The 24,916-nt window shown below is 34.1% G+C and carries 20 protein-coding genes; 12 read left to right on the top strand and 8 right to left on the bottom strand.

What is annotated here, in order from left to right:
* Positions 1 to 40: 40 nt before the first annotated feature.
* From JOD96_RS07120 to JOD96_RS07105, 4 genes are all read right to left on the bottom strand, one after another.
* Entirely contained in the window at positions 41 to 574 is a 534-nt protein-coding gene (locus JOD96_RS07120; RefSeq protein WP_209563585.1) for a hypothetical protein, read from the bottom strand.
* Between the two features lie 93 nt (positions 575 to 667).
* The gene (locus JOD96_RS07115) at positions 668 to 1,537 is read right to left on the bottom strand and encodes an alpha/beta hydrolase (RefSeq protein ID WP_209563584.1); all 870 of its coding nucleotides are present in this window, start codon (positions 1,535 to 1,537) and stop codon (positions 668 to 670) included.
* 113 nt (positions 1,538 to 1,650) lie between these two features.
* Positions 1,651 to 3,687 (bottom strand): M13 family metallopeptidase, encoded by a 2,037-nt coding sequence (locus tag JOD96_RS07110; protein WP_209563583.1) that lies wholly within the window; start codon positions 3,685 to 3,687, stop codon positions 1,651 to 1,653.
* 88 nt (positions 3,688 to 3,775) lie between these two features.
* A complete protein-coding gene (locus JOD96_RS07105; RefSeq protein WP_209563582.1) occupies positions 3,776 to 4,648 on the bottom strand; it encodes an AraC family transcriptional regulator in 873 nt (290 codons plus the stop codon).
* A 447-nt stretch (positions 4,649 to 5,095) separates the two neighbouring features.
* Between JOD96_RS07105 and JOD96_RS07100 the strand changes: the two genes are divergently transcribed.
* The 3 genes from JOD96_RS07100 (at position 5,096) to JOD96_RS07090 (ending at position 7,108) form a co-directional block, all read left to right on the top strand.
* Positions 5,096 to 5,503 carry a T9SS type A sorting domain-containing protein gene (locus JOD96_RS07100; protein WP_209563581.1) on the top strand — a complete coding sequence of 136 codons (408 nt, stop codon included), beginning with the start codon at positions 5,096 to 5,098 and terminating at the stop codon, positions 5,501 to 5,503.
* A 442-nt stretch (positions 5,504 to 5,945) separates the two neighbouring features.
* The gene (locus JOD96_RS07095) at positions 5,946 to 6,350 is read left to right on the top strand and encodes a T9SS type A sorting domain-containing protein (RefSeq protein WP_209563580.1); all 405 of its coding nucleotides are present in this window, start codon (positions 5,946 to 5,948) and stop codon (positions 6,348 to 6,350) included.
* A 371-nt stretch (positions 6,351 to 6,721) separates the two neighbouring features.
* On the top strand, positions 6,722 to 7,108 hold the full coding sequence (locus JOD96_RS07090; protein ID WP_209563579.1) for a secretion protein: 387 nt from the start codon (positions 6,722 to 6,724) through the stop codon (positions 7,106 to 7,108).
* A 315-nt stretch (positions 7,109 to 7,423) separates the two neighbouring features.
* On the opposite strand, the gene JOD96_RS07085 is transcribed toward JOD96_RS07090, so the two are convergent.
* The 3 genes from JOD96_RS07085 to JOD96_RS07075 form a co-directional block, all read right to left on the bottom strand.
* Positions 7,424 to 8,410 (bottom strand): DUF2931 family protein, encoded by a 987-nt coding sequence (locus JOD96_RS07085; RefSeq protein WP_245188362.1) that lies wholly within the window; start codon positions 8,408 to 8,410, stop codon positions 7,424 to 7,426.
* 67 nt (positions 8,411 to 8,477) lie between these two features.
* Positions 8,478 to 10,124, bottom strand: coding sequence for a T6SS phospholipase effector Tle1-like catalytic domain-containing protein (locus JOD96_RS07080; protein ID WP_209563577.1), 1,647 nt, complete (start codon positions 10,122 to 10,124; stop codon positions 8,478 to 8,480).
* Positions 10,125 to 10,328: 204 nt separating this feature from the next.
* Positions 10,329 to 13,784, bottom strand: coding sequence for a methylmalonyl-CoA mutase family protein (locus tag JOD96_RS07075; protein WP_209563576.1), 3,456 nt, complete (start codon positions 13,782 to 13,784; stop codon positions 10,329 to 10,331).
* Positions 13,785 to 14,131: 347 nt separating this feature from the next.
* Here JOD96_RS07075 and JOD96_RS07070 point away from each other — a divergent pair, with 347 nt between their 5' ends.
* From JOD96_RS07070 to purU, 7 genes are all read left to right on the top strand, one after another.
* On the top strand, positions 14,132 to 15,703 hold the full coding sequence (locus JOD96_RS07070; protein WP_209563575.1) for a murein L,D-transpeptidase: 1,572 nt from the start codon (positions 14,132 to 14,134) through the stop codon (positions 15,701 to 15,703).
* A gap of 292 nt (positions 15,704 to 15,995) precedes the next feature.
* Complete coding sequence (locus JOD96_RS07065) at positions 15,996 to 16,337, top strand: hypothetical protein (RefSeq protein WP_209563574.1); 342 nt, start codon at positions 15,996 to 15,998, stop codon at positions 16,335 to 16,337.
* Positions 16,338 to 16,462: 125 nt separating this feature from the next.
* Positions 16,463 to 17,329: a hypothetical protein gene (locus tag JOD96_RS07060; protein WP_209563573.1), complete on the top strand. Its 867-nt coding sequence runs from the start codon at positions 16,463 to 16,465 to the stop codon at positions 17,327 to 17,329.
* Positions 17,330 to 17,629: 300 nt separating this feature from the next.
* Positions 17,630 to 18,049: a cytochrome c oxidase assembly factor Coa1 family protein gene (locus tag JOD96_RS07055; protein ID WP_209563572.1), complete on the top strand. Its 420-nt coding sequence runs from the start codon at positions 17,630 to 17,632 to the stop codon at positions 18,047 to 18,049.
* Positions 18,050 to 18,061: 12 nt separating this feature from the next.
* On the top strand, positions 18,062 to 18,634 hold the full coding sequence (locus JOD96_RS07050; RefSeq protein ID WP_209563571.1) for a hypothetical protein: 573 nt from the start codon (positions 18,062 to 18,064) through the stop codon (positions 18,632 to 18,634).
* Between the two features lie 209 nt (positions 18,635 to 18,843).
* Positions 18,844 to 19,560: a DUF4197 domain-containing protein gene (locus tag JOD96_RS07045; RefSeq protein WP_209563570.1), complete on the top strand. Its 717-nt coding sequence runs from the start codon at positions 18,844 to 18,846 to the stop codon at positions 19,558 to 19,560.
* Between the two features lie 103 nt (positions 19,561 to 19,663).
* Positions 19,664 to 20,518, top strand: a complete 855-nt coding sequence (gene purU / locus JOD96_RS07040; RefSeq protein WP_209563569.1) for a formyltetrahydrofolate deformylase — start codon at positions 19,664 to 19,666, stop codon at positions 20,516 to 20,518.
* Positions 20,519 to 20,696: 178 nt separating this feature from the next.
* Here purU and JOD96_RS07035 read toward each other — a convergent pair whose 3' ends face one another.
* A complete protein-coding gene (locus JOD96_RS07035) occupies positions 20,697 to 22,175 on the bottom strand; it encodes a catalase (protein ID WP_209563568.1) in 1,479 nt (492 codons plus the stop codon).
* 592 nt (positions 22,176 to 22,767) lie between these two features.
* On the opposite strand from JOD96_RS07035, the gene JOD96_RS07030 reads away from it, so the two are divergent.
* Together JOD96_RS07030 and JOD96_RS07025 are read left to right on the top strand one after the other, a co-directional pair.
* Positions 22,768 to 23,778: an aldo/keto reductase gene (locus JOD96_RS07030; protein ID WP_209563567.1), complete on the top strand. Its 1,011-nt coding sequence runs from the start codon at positions 22,768 to 22,770 to the stop codon at positions 23,776 to 23,778.
* An 85-nt stretch (positions 23,779 to 23,863) separates the two neighbouring features.
* Positions 23,864 to 24,784, top strand: a complete 921-nt coding sequence (locus tag JOD96_RS07025) for a helix-turn-helix domain-containing protein (RefSeq protein WP_209563566.1) — start codon at positions 23,864 to 23,866, stop codon at positions 24,782 to 24,784.
* The last annotated feature ends 132 nt before the right edge of the window (positions 24,785 to 24,916 follow it).

Here is a 24,916-nt window from a genome sequence, read left to right as displayed (position 1 = left end):
AAAAAAAAAGGAAATCTTACGATTTCCTTTTTTTTATAAATTATAAATTAATTGTTTTCACATTGGTATCATCAATATTATATTTTGAAATAACCGCATTGTAATCAGAGTAATCCTCCTTATTAACTGATTTGTTACTAATTTTAGGATCTGCTCCCGGAACAACTACAATACGAAATTTTTGATTAGTTCTCAAGTCAGCTGGTACAGTATTTAAATCGAATCCTTCTAGATAAAGTTCAAAATCTACTCGGCTAAAATTAAATTTATAAGTAAAAAATAAAGTTCCGTCGTCAAAATAATGAGATTCTGGAATTTGAGTCCAAACGGTACTTCCATTTGCTACTCCAGTCGCTCTGTAAGCCAAAACTACATCGCCAGGATAAAGGGTAAAACCAAAATCTATAACCTCTCCATCTCCATTCAAAGCAAAATTAACGTTATTGACATCAATAACTTCAGCAATTAATGCATCTCCCGGAGCTCCCGGAGGCCCTTCTGGTCCTTCTGGTCCTTCACAGCTAGAAAAAACAATCAATCCAACGACTGCGAAAAGTGTAAGTATCTTTTTCATAATAAAATTTATTTTTAAGGTTTATATATATTAAAGGTATTCCAAAAATCAAACCAAAAAAGATAAATAAACGACTTTGAGGATAACTTTTTCCTATTTTTTAACAACTACCTGATTTTTAAGCAATATTTTATTAAAAAATAATGCATGATACGGAAGTGAGTTTTCCCAATAATCCCAGGTGTGTGCTCCCGGACGCTCTGTGTAATCGTGCTCAACTTTGTTATAAACCAGTCTTCTATGAAGTTCTCTATTTGGTTCTATTAGAAAATCATCTACACCACAATCTATGATAAGAGGTAATTTGTTGTCTTTTATTTTATCCAGCATTCCCAGAACAGAGTTCTGCTCGTACATTTCAGAATTTCCGCTTTTATCTCCAAAAACGGGCTGCATTAATTTTACAACCTGTGCAGAAGAATCTCTGTTGAGCATTGCGCTCATATCTACTGCCCCACTCATGCTTCCGGCAGCACAAAATAAATCAGGGTGTCTGGCCGACAAATATAAGGCTCCGTGACCGCCCATTGAAAGTCCTGTAATCACACGGCCTGTTCTGTTGGCAATAGTTCGGTATGTTTTATCAACTTTCTGAATTACTTCCTGAGTGATAAAAGTCTCAAACTGACTTTCTTTATTTACCGGACTGTCAAGATAAAAACTAAAAGTTTCGCCTTCGGGCATTACAATAATGATATTATATTGATCAGATAAGGTCTGAACCAGCTTTTTGTTTGGCGTATTTTTTAACCAATCACCAAAATGCCCGTACGCTCCGTGCAATAAATACATTACAGGAAATGATGATTTGCTTTTAGCATAAGAATTTGGTGTTACAACTGCGGCTTTATACGTTTTGCTCATTGCTGTACTTGCTATCTGAAGCGTATCGACTTTTGCCGCATAACTCAGTGAAGAAATGCATAATAACGCAGCAAATACTAATTTTTTAAAGTTTTTCATTTTGATATTTTTTCTGATTAGGGATTGTAAATATACTTTTTTCCAAATAATATATATGAAAAATCCGACTGGTTTTTTCCCAGCCGGATTCTGCTTTTTAACTCAAAAATATTTTACCAGATTACTACTTGTTTGTCTTTTGGTACAAACATCTTGTCACCTTCTTTTATATTAAATGCTTTATAAAACTCAGGTATATTGCTCAGTGGCCCGTTTACTCTAAATTTAGATGGAGAATGTACATCTGTCATCAACATTCTCAAAGTAGATTCATCGGTTCTGTTTATCATCCAGGCATAAGCATACGAAAGAAAATAACGCTGTTCCGGAGTTAGTCCGCTTATTTTTTCCTGGCTTTTATATTGTTCTGTTTTCTTAAACGCTTCAAGACCAACAACTACACCACCCAAATCTGCAATATTTTCTCCTTGAGTTGCTTCACCATTTACATGTTTGCCAACGATTTCATAACCATTATATTGAGCAACAACAGCTTTTGTTTTTTCTTTAAACTTTTTAAGGTCTTCAGCTGTCCACCAATCTTTTAAATTTCCATTTTCATCATATTTACTTCCCTGGTCATCAAAACCGTGTGTGATTTCATGACCAAAAGTTGATCCTCCGATAATTCCGTACAAAACAGCATCATCCGGCATACGTCCTTCAAAACCCGGAACAATAATATTACAAGCCGGAACTACAATCTCGTTATTATTTGGACTGTAATATGCATTATAAGTTTGAGGCTGAATGCTCCATTCTGTTTTATCTACTTTTTGACCGAACTTACGAACCATATCATTATAATGCCAGATATTGGCATTCATTACGTTTAAGCAATAAGATTTTCTGTCAATAGAAAGTGCACTCATATCTTTCCATTTATCCGGATACCCTACTTTCATTACAATTTTGCTAAGCTTTTGCAATGCTTTTTTCTTAGTAGCTTCACTCATCCAGTCGAGTTTTTTGATATGCGATGCATAAACATCCCTGATATTGTTACCAATTTCGAGTAATTTTTCTTTAGATCCCTTAGGCAGATATTCGGCTACATATACCTGACCGATCAAATCTCCCAACAAGGCATCTGTTTGCTTAACCGTTCTTTTCCATCTTGGCTTTTGTTCTTTGATCCCATTCATTACAGTACTAAAAAAGTAAAAATCCTGTTTTTCAAAGTCTTTACTCAAAGAAGAAGAATACGTATTAACGAGCGTCCATTTTAAATATATTTTCCATTCTTCAATAGAATATTTTTTTAATAAGGTATTCAGGTTTTTAAAGAATTCCGGTTGGGCTACAATTAAGGAATCACCTTTTGGAACTCCTAAAATTGGCAAAATAGCTTTCCAATCTACATTTGGCGTCATTTTATTAAATTGGGCAACTGTCATTTTATTGTAGTTCTTAACAGGATCCCTAAGATCTTCAAGCTTTCTTGAAGAAGATGCCAAATCCGTTTCCAGTTTCATAATCATAGAAGCATTTTTTGCTGCTGTTTCCTGATTTTCACCAGTCAGCTTCATCATTGCTTCAATATGTTTCAGGTATTCTTTTCTGATATTGACATTTCTTTCTTCATTATCAAAATAATAATCGCGGTCTCCAAGTCCTAATCCGCCCTGATAAAAGTACATGGCGTATTGCGAACTTATTTTACTGTCCTGAAAAACATAAAACGCAAATGCCGGAGCTGCACCAAGCGTTTGCAAATGCGCTATAGATTTGTTGAGGGAAGGAATATCGTTTATGGCCTGGATTTTTCTTAATTCTCCGTCAAGCGGAGTAATACCTGCCTTGTTTATGGCTATTGTGTCTAAGCCGGAAGCATAAAAATCGCCTATTTTTTGCTTATTGCTTCCTTTGGCTGCGTCCTCATCTTTTGATGATTTTTCGCAGATTTGTTTTATTTGGGAATCAATTGTATCCTGAATTGTTCTCCAGATTCCGTTACTGCTTTCAGATTTATTAATTGGGTGTTTCTTAAACCATCCGTTATTGGCATAACTAAAAAAATCATTTCCCGGATTAATAGTTGTATCTCTGTTGGTTATCAAAGGATCAGAGAAGGTTGTTTCTTTTTTATTACAACTTGAAAATCCAGTAGCAACAAAAAGTGTCAGAAGAGAAACTTTTAGTAAATTCATGTGTTTTGTCAGATATTATTTTATGATTATAAAAATTAAAAATAATCAATAAACTTTTACAAAACAGATAAATCAAAAAAAGTTAAGGCTACTTAATTATTATTTTGTGTTCATTACGGTATTGCGAAGCACTTTTGCCGGTATATTGTTTGAAAGATTTACTAAAATGGCTAAAATTATTAAAACCACTTTCGTAACACACCTCATTTATCGTTATCGGTTTTTCGGCCAAAAGTTTAGAGGCATGAACCAGACGGTATTCGTTTACAAATTCTGTAAATGTTTTATTGGATATTTTCTTGAAATACCTGCAAAAAGATGGTGTAGTCATACTAACCAGACTCGAGACTTCATCTATGGCAATAGATTCCTGAAAATGATCCTTTACATAATTAAAAACCACATTTATACGATCATTGTCCTGTGTATTCAATTCCAGAGAAAACCCATCAGCATTTAGAATAGTATATTCTTCAGAAGAATCTAATTCGTCCAAAACATTGAGAAGCGTCAATAAACGTTCAAACGGAAGCTGATTTTCCATTTTTTCTATTTTTTCACCGATTCTCTTTTTAGTTTCACCTCCAAAAGCAATTCCGGCCTTTGACTGGCTTAAGATATTCTGAATCCTTTTCATTTCCGGCAATACAAAAAAGTCATTGCCTAAAAATTCGGGTTTAATATGAATTACGGTTTCGTTGATATTTCCGGTTTGCTCGTTGGTAAAACCGCAGTGAGGCAAATTAGAACCAATTAAGATTAAGCTTCCATTAGTATAATAAGAGACATGACTTCCGATTTGTCTCTTCCCTGCTCCACCATTAATATATACTAATTCAATTTCGGGATGATAATGCCACAAATGCGCTTTACTATTTGCTTTTTGAGCGTGTTTAGTATAGGTAAAAGAGCTTCCATATGAATTGGATATCACTTCGAGGGCGGGGGCTAATGTCTTCATGGTAATACCTTTAAAAAATAATAGCAAATTTAACAAAATCACCTACAATAATTCATATTTTAACCTATAACGGTTTCGTAACTGAGAATATTTCATTAAAACTGAAAACAATATAAAATTCCATTTCTATAAAAACGCCATTTTTTGAAGCCTCTGTTTTTTTACTTGGATTTTTTTTTACAAATCGCATTTAATTCAAGGTTTTAATGAAGATATCTCATTTTGTAAGAAATATAGAAGTTTTTGGTAAAATGTTAATTTTGAAAAAACTTGAAGAAAAATAGCTGAATTAACTAAAACACCTAAAATAATTCAAATTTTAACATATAACGGTTTCGTAAATGAGAATATAGCACATAAATTGGAAAATAGAGTTGTGATATAAAATCTATATCCGGAGTAATTTAGCATCAGAAAATTAGAAGTAAACAAATTAAAAATAAAGCCATGAAAAAGAATTTAAAACTTAGTGTAGTATGTGCAGTGCTTTTTACAGGAATGAGTACTTATGCAATTGAAGGTGGAGACAACTTAAATGTTCACGTATTAAAAGGAAACGGAAAAGTTATCACGTTTGCTCTTAATCAGGTTAAAAAAGCAACTGTTGCTATTTATGACAAAAATGGAACTTTATTATATTCTGAAAATGCTTCTGGTAAAGATGGTATTTTAAGAACTTTCAGCTTAGAAGAATTTCCGGAAGGAACTTACTTCTTAGAAGTTGAAGACAATGCAAAAAAAGTAAGACATGAAATTATTGTAACTGATGAGACTTCTACATTATCATCAAAAGCAGTTTCATCAATTTATAAAGCAGATTCTTCTGCTAAAGGTACTAGCGTAGCAACACGCTAAAAAAGTTTATACTCGAATAAAGTATAAAAATGAGGTTAGATAGTTAGTAAAGTTTAAAAACATTCATTTGTTTTTTAAAACAGCTCTTTGTGGTTATTGAGCTGTTTTTTTTGTGCCTTATTTTTTGAGATTGCCACTAAGGCGCAAAGGCACTAAGATTTTTGTTTTTTTTTAAACGAATAAAAACTTTGCGGCCTTTGCGGATAAATCTCCAATATTTGTAAGAAATGCAGATTATTTTACATTTCCTTAATCCAGACAAAACATTGAAAAATAATTACCGAATTAACCAAAACGATAAATATAATTCACATTTTAACCTATAACGGTTTCGTAAATGAGAATACAGCATATAAATTTGCAAACACAGTTGTGAATAATTATGTAAGAGTGAAGTAATTTAGCATCAGAGAATTAGAACTAATAATTAAAAACAAAGGTCATGAAAAAGATTTTAAAATTAAGTTTAGTATGCGCGGTGCTATTCACAGGAAGCACTTATGCAATTGACGGGAATGAAGATTTTAATCTTCATGTAATTCGATCTAATGGAAAGGTGGTAACATTTGCTCTTAACCAGGTTAAAAAAGCAACTATTACAATCTATGACAAAGAAGGTACTTTAATCTATTCTGAAAATGCTTCAGGCAGAGAAGGAATTTTGAGAACTTTTAATCTGGAAGAATTTCCTGAGGGAACTTACTTCTTAGAAGTTGAAGATAATGTAAAAAAAGTGAAACATGAAATTACGATAGTAGACAACAAAACTATTTTGTCATCAAAAGCATTTTCATCAGTTTACAAAGCAGGTTTTTCTGCTAAAAATTCCAGCGTGGCAACACGCTAAAAAATTTATACTTCATACAGTATAAAATGAGTTTAGATAGTTAGTAAAAGTTAAAACTTGATTGTTTTGAGAAACAGCTCTTTGTGGTTACTGAGCTGTTTTTTCATGCCCGGATTTTAGCAAAATATAGTTCACCATTTTATTTTGAAAAATTATTCTTAATAAATGTCTGTAGCTCAAATTTTTGTTCAAAAAAATAATGAATTCAAAAACATCCACAATCCCAATAATTACGTACATAGTTCAAACAAAGTACAGAAAGAGTTTCAATTCAGCAACTTAGGCCATTAAAAAATCGTCTTTTTTGAATAAAATTTAATTTGTATTTGCTAGTTTTACGCTTCCACGATTAATAATTAATTTAAAAAAACATGACAAATTTTACAAAAATGGGCCTGGTTGTTGCCGTATTTTTAACAACTATCTTTACGTATGCAATTGACGGAAAAGGGGATTATATCTTGTATATAAAAACCGGAAATGGAAAAGTAGTAAGCTTTACTTTGAACACCGTTGAAAAAGCAAATTTTTCAATATCAGACGAAAACAATAACTTGTTGTACACAGGAGAATCTGCTGTAGGCAATTTAGAGATTTCAAAAACTTTAAGTTTAGAGGCTTATCCAGCCGGAACTTATTTTTTATCAGTGGCTGAGAATGGTAAAGTAGTTAAACACAGAATTACGGTTTCTGCTAAAAAAGTAAAAACAGTTGTGTTAGATGAATCAGTAAACGAAAGTCCTGCATTTCGTCGTTAATCGTTTTTTGCCTCAAAATTAAAGCATCGGCCGCGGCTGATGCTTTTTTATTTTATGACCATTATTGAAATCCTAAAAGTATATATCATAGCACTCTTTGCTGTGCGAAGTCTCCTGACTTTGCACAAGTTGTTATATTCCGTAACAATTATATTTTGATTCTCTTTGTAGATTATTGGAACGGGTACGAAGTCGGGAGACTTCGCACAGCGATCAACTAATCTTATAACTGAACACTTTAAAGAGCTGGGTTGCATTACTTTCTCTGGATCCTAAACTAAATGAAGTAGTTACTGAAATAAATTTTAAAAGATTCTATCTATACGATTCCTTGAATTCTCTGTCTGTTGTAAAAACTCTTTTATTAACTGTTTCCAGTGGTTTTCCGTTTAGCATTACCTGAAAATCACTATTATTTTCTTCGATTTTTATTTGAATTTCGTTGTCGCCGTTGTCTTCATTTTTAAATTGTTGGTTTGTTTTCTCCCAGTTAAAAAATGCCCTGCCTTCAAACTTTTCTCCCTTACCGGTTTCCCAAAAAAAAGTAATAAGACTCGGAATAGCCCTTTTTTCTTTTTTAGGATGCAGTACCATCGGGCGCAGCTTGTTTTCAAATTCAGCATTAAAATATTCGGTCAATACCCAAAAAAGCCTGAAGTTTTTATTTTCAGAAGTGATTTCAGGTTTCCAAAAGTATTTTATACGGTAGTTGTCCCATTTTTCAGGATTTGCATCAGGCACGGCATTTTCGATTCTTATCTGTTCTCTTGGAACTGTAATCGTTCTTGAGAACAATTTTGCAGCTAGAGCCTGATCATCCTTAACTACTTCTGCCTGATAACGCCCAACCTCTTTTTGAGTACCACTAAAACTCAGCCAAACGACCACCATTCCTTTTGGAGCAAATCCGAAAATAAGGTCGCTAAATTCGTCGTAAACTCGTCTCTGTAATGGTTTTCGATCATAAATGTATTCTTGTAATTCATCATGGTTTTCTTTAATTTCTATATTTGGATAAAATCTTTTAGTCCAGTCTTTTATAGTATCAATTGGAAAATCGACATTTAAATGATAAAAAGTATCTTCATATTTTGCATAATATGTAATATCGGCACCAATAGGTGTACCGTGCTGCGCTGTCCATACTTTACGAGATTCTCCCCATTCACCTGAAGAGCCTCCGTATGGGAATGATGCCCTGGTGCCTTCGAGTGTTTTAATACGATCATAAACAGGCTCAATTCTATATTTGTTTTCGGGATGTGACATTTGTACATGAAATTCAGGCAGTTCTTTTTTCATTTGACAGCTTATTATTGGGATGAATAAAATAATTAACAGAGTAGAATACAACAGCTTGTTTTTTTTCTTAACCATGATGAATTTCTCTTTTTCGATATTGATGCTCTAGTGCTCCTTCCTTTGAGGGTGCCTGACTTTCTCTGGATCCTAAACCAAATTCATTGGCTTTTACAGACCAGTGCAAATATTCGTTTCGTAATGTTTTTAAATCTTGAAAATCAATATAATCCAGATAAGATATTTGTCTTAATTCAGCTAAATATTTTTCAGCATCCCAAGATTTTTGTCTTACGTAACTGTTGCGCAAATCATTGCAGGCTACCATATAGTTTAACAATTGATTATACACTTTTTGTAAAAATGGATCTTCAATTTCGTGATTGTTTTTAATAATTAAGTCATCATAAATTACCCCGAATTGTTTAGAATAAAAAAGCATTTTTTTGAGTGGGATTTTATCATAGGTATTTCGCATTTTCCTTGTGCCTATTACGCTGTAATAAGTATCCTCCATATTTTCAAATTTTTCTTTTTTCTTTTTTGGATTAATAAATGATTCTGGAAATAAGTCCGCGTCCATTTGATAGTCTTTGTACCAGCCTTCTCTTATAACAATTTCTTTAAATTGGGCTACTTCTTCTTTAGCGTTGTGAATCATCGCATTGTAAAGCGATTCTTTTTTATAATATAAAACAGCCCTCTCAAAAGCATGGTCTATATAAGAACCTCCAATGTCTGAATGTACACCCGGCAGTGTATATTCCAGCCCATTGATACCGGCGCTGGTTATATCAGTTAAGTCAAAGTTTTCACGATATTCATCATCTGCCGAGAGCTGAAAAACAAAATGGGCTTTTTTTACTGCATCAAGATGTAAATCTTGTACATCATTGCCATGATAAACCCCGTGTGAGGCCACTGTATCGTATAAACCCACGAAATTAAAATTGATTTTTTTAGGTCTTATCTCTTTATCTAAAAGACAGGCAGCAAAATAGCCATGCTTATGCACAAGAGGTTCATCTGTTTTAATTTTAATATAATCTGAATTGGTATGGCTTACAAACGGAGGAACAGCATAAGCATATTCCCAATCTATCAACTGTAATTTAGCCGGACTATTGGCTACATGCAAGAAATGTCTGGCTGCAGCTGCACCACGGCTAAACCCAAAGACATTTACTTTAATTTCATCTATTTTTTTATCTTGATATTTCTTCTGTTTAAATTTTTTACCTGCCTCGATACAAGCTTTTGCAACTTTGGCGACAATCCCACGGCTTCCCATGCCCATTGCCACATCAGGTAAAACATCATCTTCTTTTAGATCCTCTGTACCAATTCCTTCTACATAAATTGATAATTGATTGAAAATTGTGGTATCAATAGAATCATATCCACGCGCTACATTAGTATAATCGTTGGTATAACTGTCGTCTTCGTGATTTGATGCTTCATAATCTTTACCTTCTTCTGTATTGGTTTTATTGTTTTGAGTGCCGTCAAAAAAAATGTTCAATGTAATATCAATATCAGTAGCCAATGAATCTGCAGGGTGCAATGGCTCATAATCATAATACGTAATTCCTTCTCCGCCATTCCAGGTGTTATGTTTGGCTGCAACAAAAGTAACATCTCCGTCAGTTGCCCGTATATCTATATCTCCTGTAGCGGTTTTGGTTAGTGTTCCGCCAATAATTCTTGTTATGCTCATAATTAACCGTTTATAGTTCTTCGCCTATATTTATTAAATTCACAACGAAATCGTTTTAGTAAATTTATTGCAATGATTGAGTAATAAAAAAAACAATACGTTTTTAAAATAACAGAATAAGGTAAAGCTTATATACAAATGGAAATGGCATAAAAAAACCTCTCATTTCTGAGAGGTTTTCTAAATCTATAAAAAAGTAAAAAATTACATATTCCTTCTATACTGTCCACCAACTTCAAACAAAGCCGAAGTAATCTGACCCAGCGAACAAACCTTTGTAGCTTCCATTAAATGATCGAATAAGTTTTCGTTTTTAATGGCGGCTTCTTGTAGCTTGTTTAAATGCTCGTTTACTTTTGTTTCGTGAAACTGGTGTAAATTTTCCAGCATTGTAATTTGATATTGTTTTTCTTCCTCGGTGGCGCGAATTACTTCTGCCGGAATTACTGTTGGAGAACCTTTTGAACTCAAAAATGTATTTACACCCACAATTGGGAAATCTCCGTTGTGTTTTAAGGTTTCATAATACAAACTTTCTTCCTGAATTTTAGAACGTTGGTACATGGTTTCCATTGCACCAAGAACACCGCCACGCTCTGTGATTCTGTCGAATTCCTGCAGAACGGCAGCTTCTACCAAATCGGTCAATTCTTCGATAATAAACGATCCCTGAATTGGGTTTTCGTTTTTCGCCAAACCTAATTCTTTATTAATAATCAACTGAATCGCCATAGCACGACGCACCGATTCTTCTGTCGGTGTTGTAATCGCTTCGTCATACGCATTGGTGTGCAATGAATTACAGTTATCATAAATCGCATACAAGGCCTGCAAAGTGGTTCTGATATCATTAAAATCAATTTCCTGTGCGTGCAACGAACGTCCCGAAGTCTGAATATGATATTTCAGCATTTGTGCTCTTTCGTTGGCTCCGTATTTGTTTTTCATGGCTTTTGCCCAAATTTTACGTGCCACACGACCAATAACCGAATATTCAGGATCTACTCCGTTGGAGAAGAAGAACGATAAATTTGGTCCAAAATCGTTGATACTCATGCCACGGCTCAAATAATATTCCACGTAAGTGAAACCATTAGAAAGCGTAAAGGCCAATTGCGTAATCGGGTTGGCTCCCGCCTCGGCAATATGATATCCTGAAATGGAAACGGAATAAAAATTACGAACATTTTTGGTAATAAAATATTCCTGAACGTCACCCATTAATCGCAAAGCAAATTCGGTAGAGAAAATACAAGTATTCTGTGCCTGATCTTCTTTTAGAATATCAGCCTGAACCGTTCCACGAACCTGCGATAATGTTCTCGCTTTAATTTCATTATAAACTTCCAAAGGCAAAACCTGGTCTCCGGTAACACCCAAAAGCATTAATCCTAAACCATTGTTTCCTTCCGGTAAATCGCCTTGGTATTTTGGGCGCGCTAATCCGCTTTCTTTATATATTTTGTTGATTTTTTCCTCAACTTCTTTTTCTAACTCATTCTCCTTAATATAATACTCACATTGCTGATCGATCGCGGCATTCATAAAAAAGCCCAGCAACATTGGCGCAGGCCCGTTTATAGTCATACTTACCGATGTCAAGGCATGAACCAGATCAAAACCGGAATACAGTTTTTTAGCATCATCCAAACAGCAGATTGAAACTCCTGCATTTCCGATTTTCCCGTAAATGTCCGGACGAATATCCGGGTCGTTTCCGTATAAAGTTACACTATCAAAAGCAGTCGAAAGTCGTTTTGCCGGTAATCCCGCGCTTACATAATGAAAACGTTTGTTGGTTCTTTCTGGTCCGCCCTCGCCTGCAAACATTCTCGATGGATCTTCGCCTTCACGTTTAAAAGGATATAATCCTGAAGCAAACGGAAATTCTCCGGGAACATTTTCCTGTAAACTCCAACGCAAAATATCACCCCAGGCTTCGTATTTAGGCAAAGCAATTTTAGGAATCTGCAAATGTGATAAACTCTCTGTATGTGTTGCGATTTTAATTTCTTTATCACGGACTTTAAACGAGTAAACCGGATTTTTGTATTTGTTTACTTTCTCTTCCCAATTCAGGATAATTTCCCAATTGTACGGATCTAAGTCCATTTTTACTTTATCAAATTGATTGAGTAAAAGATTAACGAAGATTCTATTTTCGTCTAGTCCTTCGACTGCGCTCAGGATGACACTAGTGTCGTCAATGCCTGATTTATTAATTTGAGGAATTTTACCAGAAACCGATTCTATCGTTTTGAAGATTCCGTACAATTTCTGCGCAACTTTTTGCTGTGAAAGCGCGATTTCATCATAACTTCTGTTATTCTCTGCAATTTCAGATAAATAACGCGTTCTGTGTGGCGGAATCACAAAGATTTTCTCGCTCATTTCTCGCGTAATTTCAAAAGTCGATTTCAAATCTGAATCTGTTTTTTCGACAATCTTATCCATAATCGCTTTGTACAGCGTATTCATTCCCGGATCGTTAAATTGCGAAGCAATCGTTCCGAAAACCGGCATGTCATCCGGATTTTTATCCCAAAGATTATGATTACGCTGGTATTGTTTTTTGACATCGCGAATGGCGTCTAATGCACCGCGTTTATCAAATTTATTTAAGGCAACTAAATCAGCAAAATCAAGCATGTCGATTTTTTCTAATTGTGTTGCAGCACCAAATTCCGGTGTCATTACATATAAGGATACATCAGAATGATCCATAATCTCGGTATCAGATTGCCCGATTCCCGAAGTTTCAAGGATAATGAGATCGTATTTTGCAGCTTTTAGAACCTGAATCGCTTCGGCTACATATTTAGATAATGCCAAATTTGACTGACGTGTCGCCAGCGAACGCATATAAACGCGTGGATTATTTATGGCATTCATTCTAATTCTGTCTCCTAAAAGTGCTCCTCCGGTTTTTCTTTTGGATGGATCGACAGAAATTAACCCGATTGTTTTTTCCGGGAAATCAATCAAAAAACGACGAACCAATTCATCAACCAAAGATGATTTTCCTGCTCCGCCCGTTCCTGTGATTCCAAGAACTGGCGCCCCCCCCGCCCCCGATGGGGGAGCTAATGATGAATGCGGAAATGCCTGGTAAAATTCATCAGGATTATTTTCGGCTAATGAAATTAATCTGGCAATAGTATTTACCTCTTTGGACAACAAATTATTTACAATTCCGGAAACTCCCCCTTCGGGGGCTGGGGGGCTGTAATCAGAACGTTCTACCAGATCATTGATCATTCCCTGTAAGCCCAAAGAGCGGCCATCATCAGGAGAATAAATTCTGGTAATTCCATATTCATGTAATTCAGAAATTTCGCTTGGCAGGATAACTCCGCCCCCACCGCCAAAAATCTTTATATGCCCCGCTCCTTTTTCATGAAGCAAGTCATACATATATTTAAAGTACTCATTGTGCCCACCCTGGTATGATGTCATGGCAATTGCATTGGCATCTTCCTGAATGGCAGTATTCACCACTTCTTCGACACTTCTGTCATGTCCAAGGTGTATAACCTCTACACCTGTAGATTGTATGATTCGGCGCATGATATTAATAGCGGCATCATGACCGTCAAAGAGTGACGCAGCTGTGACAATTCTTACTTTATTTTTAGGATTATATGGTTTTTGTTGTTCCATTTTATGAATATGATAATTTTAAGGGAGCAATTTACAAAATATTTTAATATTTGTTTATCACTGATGCTTTATGTTAATAAAAAATAGCAATGTCTTTCTAAAATTAAGTCCTCAAGAAGGTAACATTTTTCTAAACTATCGTATTTATCTTATATAAGTCTTATAAAAATGTTAATAACATGGCAATCTTGAAAAATTTAAAAGAAATACAACAACTTGTTTTTCAACATCCTAAAGTAATTTAGCCGTATAGAAAATGATCTTAAAATGCTGTAGAAATTCCCCAAGTTTTTACCCTGGTTTTTTTCCTACTGAAGAAAAACGTAAAAATTTAAAAAATTAAAGAAATGAAAACATTTTATCCAATCGCCATAATTCTAATCACAGGTTTTTTAACCTCTTCATTTGATTTGAAAAAAAATGAGTTTACCAAAGATCACAACTCATACGATTTTTATTTTGATTTTGTAAAAGGTACTGATCCTCTTGCAGATTCTGAAGTAGTCAATGACTTTTTTAGAAGATATTCTGATTTGAAAAAGTATAGATCTGATGTAATGTCATTATACAAAAACAGATCATTGGGTACAATATGGTATGATGAAGGAGAAATTAATGAATTTGCCGGTATCTTATATGAAAAAGCAAAAAAGACTAATGATCTGATTATTCCGTATCAAAGTGAAATTGAACAGATTTTTGACTCCTCATCAAATCTGTCCAAAACAGATGCAGATATGCTTTTGAGTTCCCTATATATACTTTATGCTAAAAAAACCAATCCTGATGCAAAGAAATTGTCTTATAATACAATGCTGGCCGATTTTTTGAATTATAATACAATTGAGGAATATACAGCAAATGCTGCAAAAGCAGAAGATGACGGAATGCTTTTTGAGCAATACTATAAACTTAAAGATGTTTTAAAAGATTATAAAAAATTAGAAAAATCCAACAAATGGCAACCAATCGTTACCGAAGTTCCATACAAAGATTTACGCCCGGATGCGGTATCAAGCACTATTGCTCAGGTAAGAACACGTTTATATTTATTAGGAGACTTAAAACAAGATTCTAAAAGTGATGTGTATGACCGTGAATTAATGGATGCGGTGATGAAATACAAAGTCCGTAACGGATTTAAACCAAATTATATTCTGGCAGAAGAGCATATTAAGGAAATGAATGTGCCGCTTTCTGATAAGGTAAAAACATTAATGCTTAATATGGAGAGATTCCGTTCTATCTCGCCTGAGTTGGTAAACAAAGACGAATACATTTTGGTAAATGTTCCTTCTTATGAAATGGTGTATGTGAAAAACGGAAAAGTGGAATTGAAATCAAATGTTTTTGTGGGTTCTCCGGTAACTAAAACAACTATTTTTAACTCTGAAATAGACAGAATCGTTTTTAGCCCTTACTGGACTGTACCACAAAGTATTGTAGATAACGAATTGAAAATGAAAATAGCTGCAGATAAAAACTATCTGGCTGATCACAATATGGAAATGGTAAATGGACAGGTGAGACAAAAACCGGGACCGAAAAACTCTTTGGGTCTTGTAAAATTTATGTTTCCTAATCCAGATGACATTTATATGCACGATACACCGTCTAAAACTTTATTCGATTTTGAAAAAAGAACTTTCAGCCATGGTTGTATAAATCTAAAAATGGCCAAAGAATTGGCAACTGCCATGCTTAAGGATTATCCTGAATGGACTCCTGAAAAAATAAGCAAAGCTATGGAAGGCAAAACAGAAACCAGTTTTAAATTGACTAAAAAAGTGCCTATTTATATTTGCTATTTTACTTCATTAGTAAATGAAAATGGTGAAGTTGGTTTCTTTCAGGATGTTTATGAAAAAGACCAGGAAGCAACCAGCGAATTTCCAGCAAAATCTGTTGCGAATAATTAATACTAAATCAAATTTAGAAAAACTTACATTTTAACTATACATAGCTTCTTGTTACACTTTTAAAAATTGATTTTTGGAAGGGTAACAAGAAGCTATTTTTTTATGTTTTTAAATTTGGGGTGTATATTTTAACATTAAACTGTAATCCGTTTATTACAAAATTAGATTTTTTGAATTAAAATAAACGTAACTTATTAATTTAAAAGCTTTTAGAGGACAAAATAAACTTAAAACCGACGGAAATTTGCATCATAATAATATCACTAATTTTTTAATTAAAAATTAATTTATCATGAAAACAGAGAATATCGAAGGATTAACACTTTTTGAAATAAATCTATTAATTCAACAAGGAGGAAAATTTATAATGTTTCCAAATTTGATGACCAAAGCTAAAAGTTCAACTATTTATTTTGTTCGCCCGGATGAAAGAAAGTTTAAATATATTATTAAACACTTTTTAAAGAATCTATCTAACTTTTGGCGCACATTTCCTTTAAGACCATTTTATGTTTCAAAATCTTTATTTTATTTAGCAATTGGAGGTAAAGATTACACTCACAACATATTAGCAGATTTAAAACAAATAAATCCGGTTTACAATCCTAATTTATATTGTCTGGAATATGTTTAATATTTTAAAACCAAGCTAATAAGGCTTAAACTATAAATCATAAAACTCTTATGTACTATTAAAAAAATTAATTAAAAAGATTTTTACAGAATATAAAAAATCACAAAATCTTTTAATTAATCACAATGAAAAAACTTTTTTTATTTTTTAGTACCATTGCTCTGCTTATTTCTGCCTGCAACAAATCTAAAACTGATAATCCGATTACTGAAGAAAAAATAAGCAGTCCAAAAATCCCCAAAGCTCAGGGAACTCCGCGAATTTTATTTATAGGAAATAGTCATACCGAGTATTTTGTAAGTGCACCAGTATTGTTTGATGAATTTTGCAAAGCTAATAAGAAGCCAATGAACATTGATCAATTGGTAACAATGGGTGTTTCTATTGACAAAATTTATGCTGATCATAAGGCGGAAGCAGAAGAAAATTTTGCTAAAACAGATGCTGATGGAAATTATTATGACTTTGTAGTTATTCAGGAATCGACTCCTGTTGCGCTGGCAGAGCCTGAGAAATATGAAGCTAACGTGAAAATGATCACAGAAAAATTACGCAAAAACAGTCCTGACGTGGCGATTTATATTTATGAAGGAATGTCTCCGTTAGCTTTTACAGATCCTGAATACAAGGATTATTTTGATGAGATACGTAAAAATGCAGTTGCAGTTACTAAGGCTACAAAGAACTCAGGAATGCTAAGAGTTGGAGATGCTATTAATGACGCTTACAATGGCAAAAATAATTACAAATATTTAGTAGCCAACAAAGATAATCTTCGTTTTGGCGAAAACACATTACATCTTTTAAACGACGGAGGATTTATGCAGGCCGTCTTATTGTATGCAACTATTTTTGACCAAAAACCTATAATCCCAAAAGAACTTACATTAAGTACAGGAACAGGAGATGATGATGAAATGGAAAAACAAGAAATCAGTAAAGCGATTAGTAATTCAAAAGCGCTTGAAGAAATAGCTTTTAGTAATCGATAAAAATCAGATAACAAAATTTAAATCATCTTATAATTTTATGAGATGATTTTTTTTTTAAAAGCGCAGAGTCAATTTACAAAATAGCTCCAGTACTTTTAGAGTTATTTGATGCTCCTTATGGAACAGACCTTCTTTGGAAATATAATCAGGAAGTACATATCGGCTTTTATGATTTAATAAATGAATGCGATACGGATATTGAACAAATTTTAAAAAAATAATTTTTATTGATCATATAAATACTGGCTATTACACAAGAAATAATTATATCTTTCACTCATTAACTGAAATTTTAAATGTATGTCTGAAGATTACTATCAGCCCAAGAAAAACTGGTGGGACAGAAACTGGAAATGGTTTGTTCCTACAGGATGCTTAAGCCTTATTTTACTTTTCTGTTTGTTTATTGGAGGTCTTTTCTATGGGGTTACATCAATGATGACCAATTCTGATGCTTATAAAGAGGCCATGAATAAAGCACAGCACAACGAAATTGTAATTCAAAAATTAGGAACCGCTATTGAGAAAGACGGAATGGTTTCCGGAAGCATTAATACAAGCGGCAACACCGGAAATTGTAATTTAGAAATTCCGATAAAAGGCTCAAAAGGAACCGGAGTTTTATTTGTAGTTGCACACAAAAAAGTAAAATGGAATTTTGATGAATTGTCGGTCTATGTAAACGCAACAGACGAAGAGATTAATTTGCTGGAAAAATAAACTCATTATTTGATGAAAATACTGCAAAATCAGAATTTTAGAATATTTCTATTTTTCTTTCTGACTCTGTCATTTGGTATTCAGTCTCAAAACAGATATGGTGTGTATGCGAATGGTATTGAAGCTTTTTCAAAACCGTTCAGGGTTTTATCCAATTATGTGGATAAAAACGGAAATGGGACTATTGAATATACGAATCCCAAAAATCAGGTTTTGAGGTTTCGCCTTTTTAATCATAAGCCGCAGCTTCTTCATAGCAGAATGGTATACCAGCTTTTTTATTATGAGAAAAATTTTCTTCAAAGGATTGATACTTATGATATAAACGGAAAACCTGCCGGAGAAAGGGAATCAGAAAATGAAGCTACAATAATTTTTATTATTGAAAAACCGGAATTATATCTTCGGAAAAAGAAAATTATTGATGAGGCAGAAGGCAATATTGACATGAAAGACGATAGCAGCGAAAAAATCATCAGAATTCAGCTTCTGGATTCTAATCACCTGCCTGTAAATGAAGACAAGCCCCGATATATTTCGAGTAAAATATATTGGGAGTACAATATTAGAAAGTACTGGCCTTAATTTCATAAAAAAACGAAAACCGCTAATCTAGCCCCGATAGAAGGGAAAATCCTTTTGTGCCACTCTGCATTGCTATTGTTGGCACAAAAGATTTGGAATGATAGCGGGACTATTGTTAATTATGAAACAAAATGTTTGTGCTCCTGAAATAAAATTGTGGCTTTATTTTTGAATAAGTAGTATTTTTGAAACTAATAAATCCCCAATAAATGAAAAAGATTATTATTCTTGCGTTTGCATTTTCACTTACATCATGTGCTGAGATGCAGCAAACACTAAACCAATTACCACAATTATCGCAAATACCCGGCGTTGGAGGTGTTGATATTGCTGCCGGACTGAGAGAAGCCTTAAACAAAGGTATTACGCAACAAGTAAGTAAACTGACTGCAGTAGACGGTTTTTATAAAAACGAAGCGGTAAAAATTCTTATGCCCGAAGAACTGCAGAAAGTAGATGCAACACTTAGAAAAGTAGGTCTTGGCTCGTTGGCCGATGAAGGAATTAAAGTACTGAACCGAGCTGCCGAAGATGCTGTAAAAGAAGCAACTCCGATATTTGTTACTGCTGTAAAAAATATGTCTTTTACTGATGCCAAAAATATTTTGCTGGGCAACGATAGTGCTGCTACAAGTTATTTGCAAAATAGTACCACTACAGCATTATACGGAAAATTTAATCCTGTGATTAAAAGTTCATTCCAAAAAGTGGGTGCTGATGTCGTTTGGACAAAAATCATCAATAAATACAATACGATTCCGTTGGTTAAAAAGGTAAATCCTGATTTAACTGATTACACAACAAATAAAGCTCTTGTCGGTGTTTTTAAGATGATTGCTGTTGAAGAAAAAGAAATCCGTAATAATATCAGTGAAAGAACAACGCCTTTATTGAAAAGCGTTTTTGCAATGCAGGACGGAAAATAATTTTTTCGAAGGTTCAAAGGTGCAGAGTTCCAAAGGTTCAAAGCTTTTCGGACTTTGCACTTAAGCTGCAAAACAAAAAAACTATAACAAACCAACCAAAACAATGCAAAAAATTACCATTCTGATTCATTGCAAAGACCAAAAAGGAATTATTGCAGCAGTCACTACCTTTATTGCAAAAGTAGAAGGAAATATTACTTACATTGACCAACATGTTGATGTAGAGCAAAATGTATTTTTTATGCGATTAGAATGTGAATTAACGAATCACCACATTACTATTGAACGCTTAAAAGAAGATTTTAATCAAACTATTGCTGCCGATTTTAGCATGTCGTGGGATTTGTATAATCAGGAACAAAAACCAAAAATGGCCCTATTTGTGTCAAAATACGATCATTGCCTTTTTGATATTTTAGGCCGTTACAGCGCGGGAGAATTAAATGTTGAAATTCCGGTAATTATTAGCAATCATAACGATTTAAGATCTATTGCAGAGCGATTTGATATTCCGTTTCACTGTGTGCCTTTTACAAAAGAAAACAAGGACGAAGGTGAAGCCAAACAAATTGAACTGCTGAAAAAATATCAAATCAATTTTATTGTTTTGGCGCGTTACATGCAGATAATTACTCCAAAACTGATTTCGCTTTACGAAAACAAAATCATCAATATCCATCATTCCTTTTTACCGGCTTTTCCGGGTGCAAAACCCTATCACTCCGCTTTTAAACGTGGTGTAAAAATTATTGGAGCAACTAGTCATTATGTTACTGAAGAATTAGACGAAGGCCCGATTATCGAACAGGATATTGCCAGGGTGTCACACATTCACTCTGTGGAAGATTTTATTATGAAAGGACGTGATTTGGAGCGTATTGTTCTGGCACGCGCTATCAAACTTCATTCTGAACGTAAGACAATGGTTTACAGCAATAAAACAGTGGTTTTTTCTTAAGGTTCTGAGGTTCTAAGGTTCTGAGGGACTAAGATGCTAAGGTTTTTAGGTTTGACTATAAATAAGAAGCCCGACAGGTTTAATCTGTCGGGCTTTATTTGTTTATTATGCCTTGAACATCTGAATCTAAACTCAGAATCTTAGTCCCTTAGCATCTCAGAACCTCAAAAAAAAAAAATCACACTCTTGGATCTGCAAAACTGTGTACCTGCTCCATGGTTAATCCTAAAGCATTTGCAACTCCTTCTCCATAAGCGGGATCGGCTTTGTAACAGTTTCTAATATGACGAATCTGGATAAATAATTGCGCTCCTCCTACTTGTGCAGCAGTGTTTTTGAACAACAATTGTTTTTTCTCTTCGGTCAGTAAACGGAATAATAATCCTGGCTGCGTAAAATAATCGTTGTCATCTTCTCTGAAATTATAGGCATAGGCATCTCCGTGCAGTGCCAATGGTGGTTCTTTAAACTCTGGCTGTTCCTGCCATTCTCCAAAACTGTTTGGTTCATAATGTTTTCGGCCTCCATTGTTTCCGTCTACACGCATTGCCCCGTCTCTGTGAAAAGTATTGTAAGGACATCTTGATGAGTTTACAGGAATCTGAAAATTGTTTACTCCTAAACGGTAACGATGGGCATCTCCATAAGAAAACAAACGCCCTTGCAGCATTTTATCCGGAGAAAAACTAATTCCCGGAACAACGTGCGCAGGATTAAAGGCAGCCTGTTCTACTTCGGCGAAATAGTTTTCGGGATTTTTATTTAATTCAAATTCTCCAACAGGAATTAACGGAAAATCACCTTTTAACCAAACCTTAGTTAAATCAAAAGGATGAAAACGATAATTATTAGCCTGTTCTTCAGTCATGATCTGAACAAACATTTTCCATTTAGGGAAATTTCCGTCTTCAATGGCATTAAATAAATCTCTCTGATGACTTTCTCTGTCGCCACCAACCAATACGGCTGCTTCTTCATCAGATAAGTTTTCGATACCCTGTTGCGATACAAAGTGAAATTTAACCCAGTGTCTTTCATTCTTAGAATTTAAAAAGCTAAAAGTATGGCTTCCGAAACCATGCATTTGTCTGTAGCTTTTCGGAATTCCCCTGTCACTCATTACAATAGTGATCTGGTGTAAAGCTTCAGGCAATAATGTCCAAAAATCCCAATTGTTATCAGCACTTCTCAAATTGGTTTTTGGATCACGTTTTACTGCATGATTTAAATCAGGGAATTTCATAGGATCACGAAAAAAGAAAACCGGTGTATTGTTTCCTACCAAATCCCAATTTCCTTCATTAGTGTAAAATTTCATGGCAAAACCACGAATATCTCTTTCGGCATCGGCAGCGCCTCTTTCTCCTGCAACAGTAGAAAAGCGTACAAACATATCTGTTTTTTTACCAATTTCAGAAAACAAATCAGCTCTCGTATATTTTGTAATATCATGAGTTACTGTAAAAGTTCCGTAAGCACCAGATCCTTTTGCGTGCATTCGTCTTTCGGGAATCACTTCGCGATCAAAGTGTGCCATCTTTTCTAGAAACCAAAAATCCTGTAATAAAACGGGACCACGAGGTCCTGCAGTCTGAATGTTTTGATTGTCTGCAACAGGGGTACCTGTAGCAGTTGTTAATTTTTTGTTTGAATCCATGTTGCTGATATTTAATGTTTTATCAAATATACAAACAAAACACTTTGATATTAATAATCAAAATTGATTGTTATTATATTTTAATAATCAAAAGCTATGTTTGCTTATAAAAACTGCAAAATGAAGCATTTATAAATCTTAACTTATGTCCAACAAAGTAATAACAAAACCTTAACATCAATACATTGATATATGTCTGACCTTTGTAATGTAATAAACTGGTTATTTATTATTTTGGTTTTGGTTAGTTAAATGATGCCGGCGTCTACGAGATGCCGGCATTCTTTTTTTATAAACTTTTTGATTTTTTAGCTTCAAATTTCAGGTTGCTATACTTGAATAATCTTTCCACAGAGATGCGCAAGCTTTTATAATATCCCTCTAAATTACTCCATGTAAGTTGTGAAAACTTTTGTGGAATCTGTCGTAGAAATCGCAATTAAATCAACACAATTAAACTTGAACCTGAAACAAAGAAAACCTGAAACTTTCCCGTCCTTCTATTTGGATACAACTACAAGGGATTTGGCTACTTTATAATGTTATACTTAACGGAACTTTGTATTATAATTATAATTAAAATAAACTAGTTATGGATACAATTAAAAAAATAAATTTAGGAAATCAGGGACTTGTGGTTCCTAATATTGGTTTAGGGTGTATGGGAATGACTCAGATCGCCGGAATGGATATTTATGGCAAAGCCGACGAAAAAGAAGCTATTGCCACAATTCATCGATCATTGGAATTAGGTGGAAATTTTCTGGACACTGCAGATTTATATGGTCCGTTATTAAATGAAAGATTAATAGCAAAGGCTATAAAAGGCAATCGTAATTTCTATACTATTGCTACAAAATTTGGTTATGAAATCGATGATAACGAACAATTAACCTGGAATTTTAACGGCAAAAAAGAATACGTGAAAAAAGCGGTAGAACGTTCCCTGAAAAACTTGGGCACAGATTATATCGATCTGTACTATTTACACCGTCTTGATCCGAACACGCCAATTGAAGAAACAGTCGAAGCTATGGCAGATTTGGTAAAAGAAGGAAAAGTGGGTTACATTGGGTTATCGGAAGTTTCATCAGAAACGATTCGGAAAGCACATAAAATTCATCCTTTAACCGCTGTCCAGACTGAGTATTCCTTATTTGAGAGAACGGTTGAAGAAGCCGGAATTTTAGATACTTTAAAGGAATTAGAAATAGGATTTGTTGCTTACTCTCCACTTGGCAGAGGTTTTATTTCCGGAGATATCAAAACACCAGACGATTTTCCTGAAAATGATTTCAGAAAAGCAATTCCCCGCTTTCAGGGAGAACAATTTTATAAAAATATAGAATTGGTAAATGATATTACAAAAATGGCAGCAGGAAAAAATATTACCGCTTCGCAATTGGCACTTTCGTGGATTGCTTCAAAAGGCATTTTATCGATTCCGGGTACAAAACGTGTCAAATATGTAGAACAAAATATTGCTGCTGCACAAATGGTTTTAAGTCCGGAAGAAATAAACCATCTTGAAACCATCATTCCGCTTGGGACTCAGACTGGTGCTAGATATGATGCTGCAAATATGGCCGGAATTGATCAATAATTTACTAAACTAATTGCTTATATAATTTAATCAGGAAAAGTTATCTTTACGATGGCTTTCCTGATTATACTTTAAAAATTTTGCCATGAAAAAAGAAGTTCATATTCCGTATACGATTCAGTCTATTTCAGAATTACATTCGTTGCTAAAAATTCCAAAACCGGAACATCCTTTAGTGAGCTTTGTCGATTTAAGCAAAATAACCTGTCATTTTGATGATAACCTCAAAAGTGTTGTGTATTCTTTTTATACTGTATGCATTAAAAAAGGTTTTACCGGAAAAATGAAATACGGACAGAATTTTTATGATTTTGATGAAGGCGTAATGACGTTTATGTCGCCGGGCCAGGTAATTTCTACCGAAGTTTCGGTTGACACTGCCGTTTATGGCGCAATGCTGGTCATTCATCCTGATTTCATTCAAAATTATGCTTTATCAAAAAACATTAAAGATTTTGGTTATTTTTCGTATGCGGTTAACGAAGCTTTACATCTTTCTGATAAAGAACAAACTATGATTACCGGAATCATGAAAAATATCGAACAGGAATATTGTTCGTCTATTGATGCTTTTAGTCAGGACGTCATGATTTCGCACATCGAACTGCTGCTTAATTATTGCAATCGTTTTTACAACCGCCAATTCCTTACTAGAAAAATTGCCAATAACACGCTTTTAAGCAAATTAGAAAATTTATTGGATAACTATTTTGAAGGTGATAAAGTGCAAAAATTTGGATTGCCCACCGTAACTTATCTATCGGAAGAATTAAATGTTTCTCCCAATTATTTGAGTGATATGTTACGCGCCTTAACCGGGCAAAGTACGCAACATCATATTCACAATAAAATTATTGAAAAAGCAAAAGAACTCCTCACTACAACTTCTTTAAGCGTGAGCGAAACTGCTTTTCAGTTGGGATTTGAATATCCGCAATCTTTTAATAAATTATTCAAAAGCAAAACAAACGTATCACCGTTGGAATTTAGAAGCTCGTTTAATTAACCCGTTGTGTGATTAAGCTTTTATATCACAGAGATTCACAAAGGTTACGCAAAGTTTCGCAAAGGAAAAATAATTACTTTGTGAATCTCTGTGAAAAAACTTTGTGAATCTCTGTGGTAAAATCTACATAAA

Origin of the sequence: Flavobacterium sp. 1355, from assembly GCF_017833415.1 — a bacterium.
In the GTDB taxonomy this organism is placed as follows: Bacteria; Bacteroidota; Bacteroidia; order Flavobacteriales; family Flavobacteriaceae; genus Flavobacterium.
This window is presented reverse-complemented; position numbering and strand designations above follow the sequence as displayed.

Bases quoted from the DNA above. Each gene is read 5' to 3' on its own strand.
- JOD96_RS07075 (WP_209563576.1), bottom strand. From the start codon at position 13,784: ATGGAACAACAAAAACCATATAATCCTAAAAATAAAGTAAGAATTGTC.
- JOD96_RS07030 (WP_209563567.1), top strand. From the start codon at position 22,768: ATGGATACAATTAAAAAAATAAATTTAGGAAATCAGGGACTTGTGGTT.
- JOD96_RS07120 (WP_209563585.1), bottom strand. From the start codon at position 574: ATGAAAAAGATACTTACACTTTTCGCAGTCGTTGGATTGATTGTTTTT.
- JOD96_RS07100 (WP_209563581.1), top strand. From the start codon at position 5,096: ATGAAAAAGAATTTAAAACTTAGTGTAGTATGTGCAGTGCTTTTTACA.
- JOD96_RS07080 (WP_209563577.1), bottom strand. From the start codon at position 10,124: ATGAGCATAACAAGAATTATTGGCGGAACACTAACCAAAACCGCTACA.
- JOD96_RS07095 (WP_209563580.1), top strand. From the start codon at position 5,946: ATGAAAAAGATTTTAAAATTAAGTTTAGTATGCGCGGTGCTATTCACA.
- JOD96_RS07085 (WP_245188362.1), bottom strand. From the start codon at position 8,410: ATGAAAAAAGAACTGCCTGAATTTCATGTACAAATGTCACATCCCGAA.
- JOD96_RS07050 (WP_209563571.1), top strand. From the start codon at position 18,062: ATGAAAATACTGCAAAATCAGAATTTTAGAATATTTCTATTTTTCTTT.
- JOD96_RS07070 (WP_209563575.1), top strand. From the start codon at position 14,132: ATGAAAACATTTTATCCAATCGCCATAATTCTAATCACAGGTTTTTTA.
- JOD96_RS07105 (WP_209563582.1), bottom strand. From the start codon at position 4,648: ATGAAGACATTAGCCCCCGCCCTCGAAGTGATATCCAATTCATATGGA.
- JOD96_RS07035 (WP_209563568.1), bottom strand. From the start codon at position 22,175: ATGGATTCAAACAAAAAATTAACAACTGCTACAGGTACCCCTGTTGCA.
- JOD96_RS07045 (WP_209563570.1), top strand. From the start codon at position 18,844: ATGAAAAAGATTATTATTCTTGCGTTTGCATTTTCACTTACATCATGT.
- JOD96_RS07065 (WP_209563574.1), top strand. From the start codon at position 15,996: ATGAAAACAGAGAATATCGAAGGATTAACACTTTTTGAAATAAATCTA.
- JOD96_RS07025 (WP_209563566.1), top strand. From the start codon at position 23,864: ATGAAAAAAGAAGTTCATATTCCGTATACGATTCAGTCTATTTCAGAA.
- purU (WP_209563569.1), top strand. From the start codon at position 19,664: ATGCAAAAAATTACCATTCTGATTCATTGCAAAGACCAAAAAGGAATT.
- JOD96_RS07090 (WP_209563579.1), top strand. From the start codon at position 6,722: ATGACAAATTTTACAAAAATGGGCCTGGTTGTTGCCGTATTTTTAACA.
- JOD96_RS07115 (WP_209563584.1), bottom strand. From the start codon at position 1,537: ATGAAAAACTTTAAAAAATTAGTATTTGCTGCGTTATTATGCATTTCT.
- JOD96_RS07060 (WP_209563573.1), top strand. From the start codon at position 16,463: ATGAAAAAACTTTTTTTATTTTTTAGTACCATTGCTCTGCTTATTTCT.
- JOD96_RS07055 (WP_209563572.1), top strand. From the start codon at position 17,630: ATGTCTGAAGATTACTATCAGCCCAAGAAAAACTGGTGGGACAGAAAC.
- JOD96_RS07110 (WP_209563583.1), bottom strand. From the start codon at position 3,687: ATGAATTTACTAAAAGTTTCTCTTCTGACACTTTTTGTTGCTACTGGA.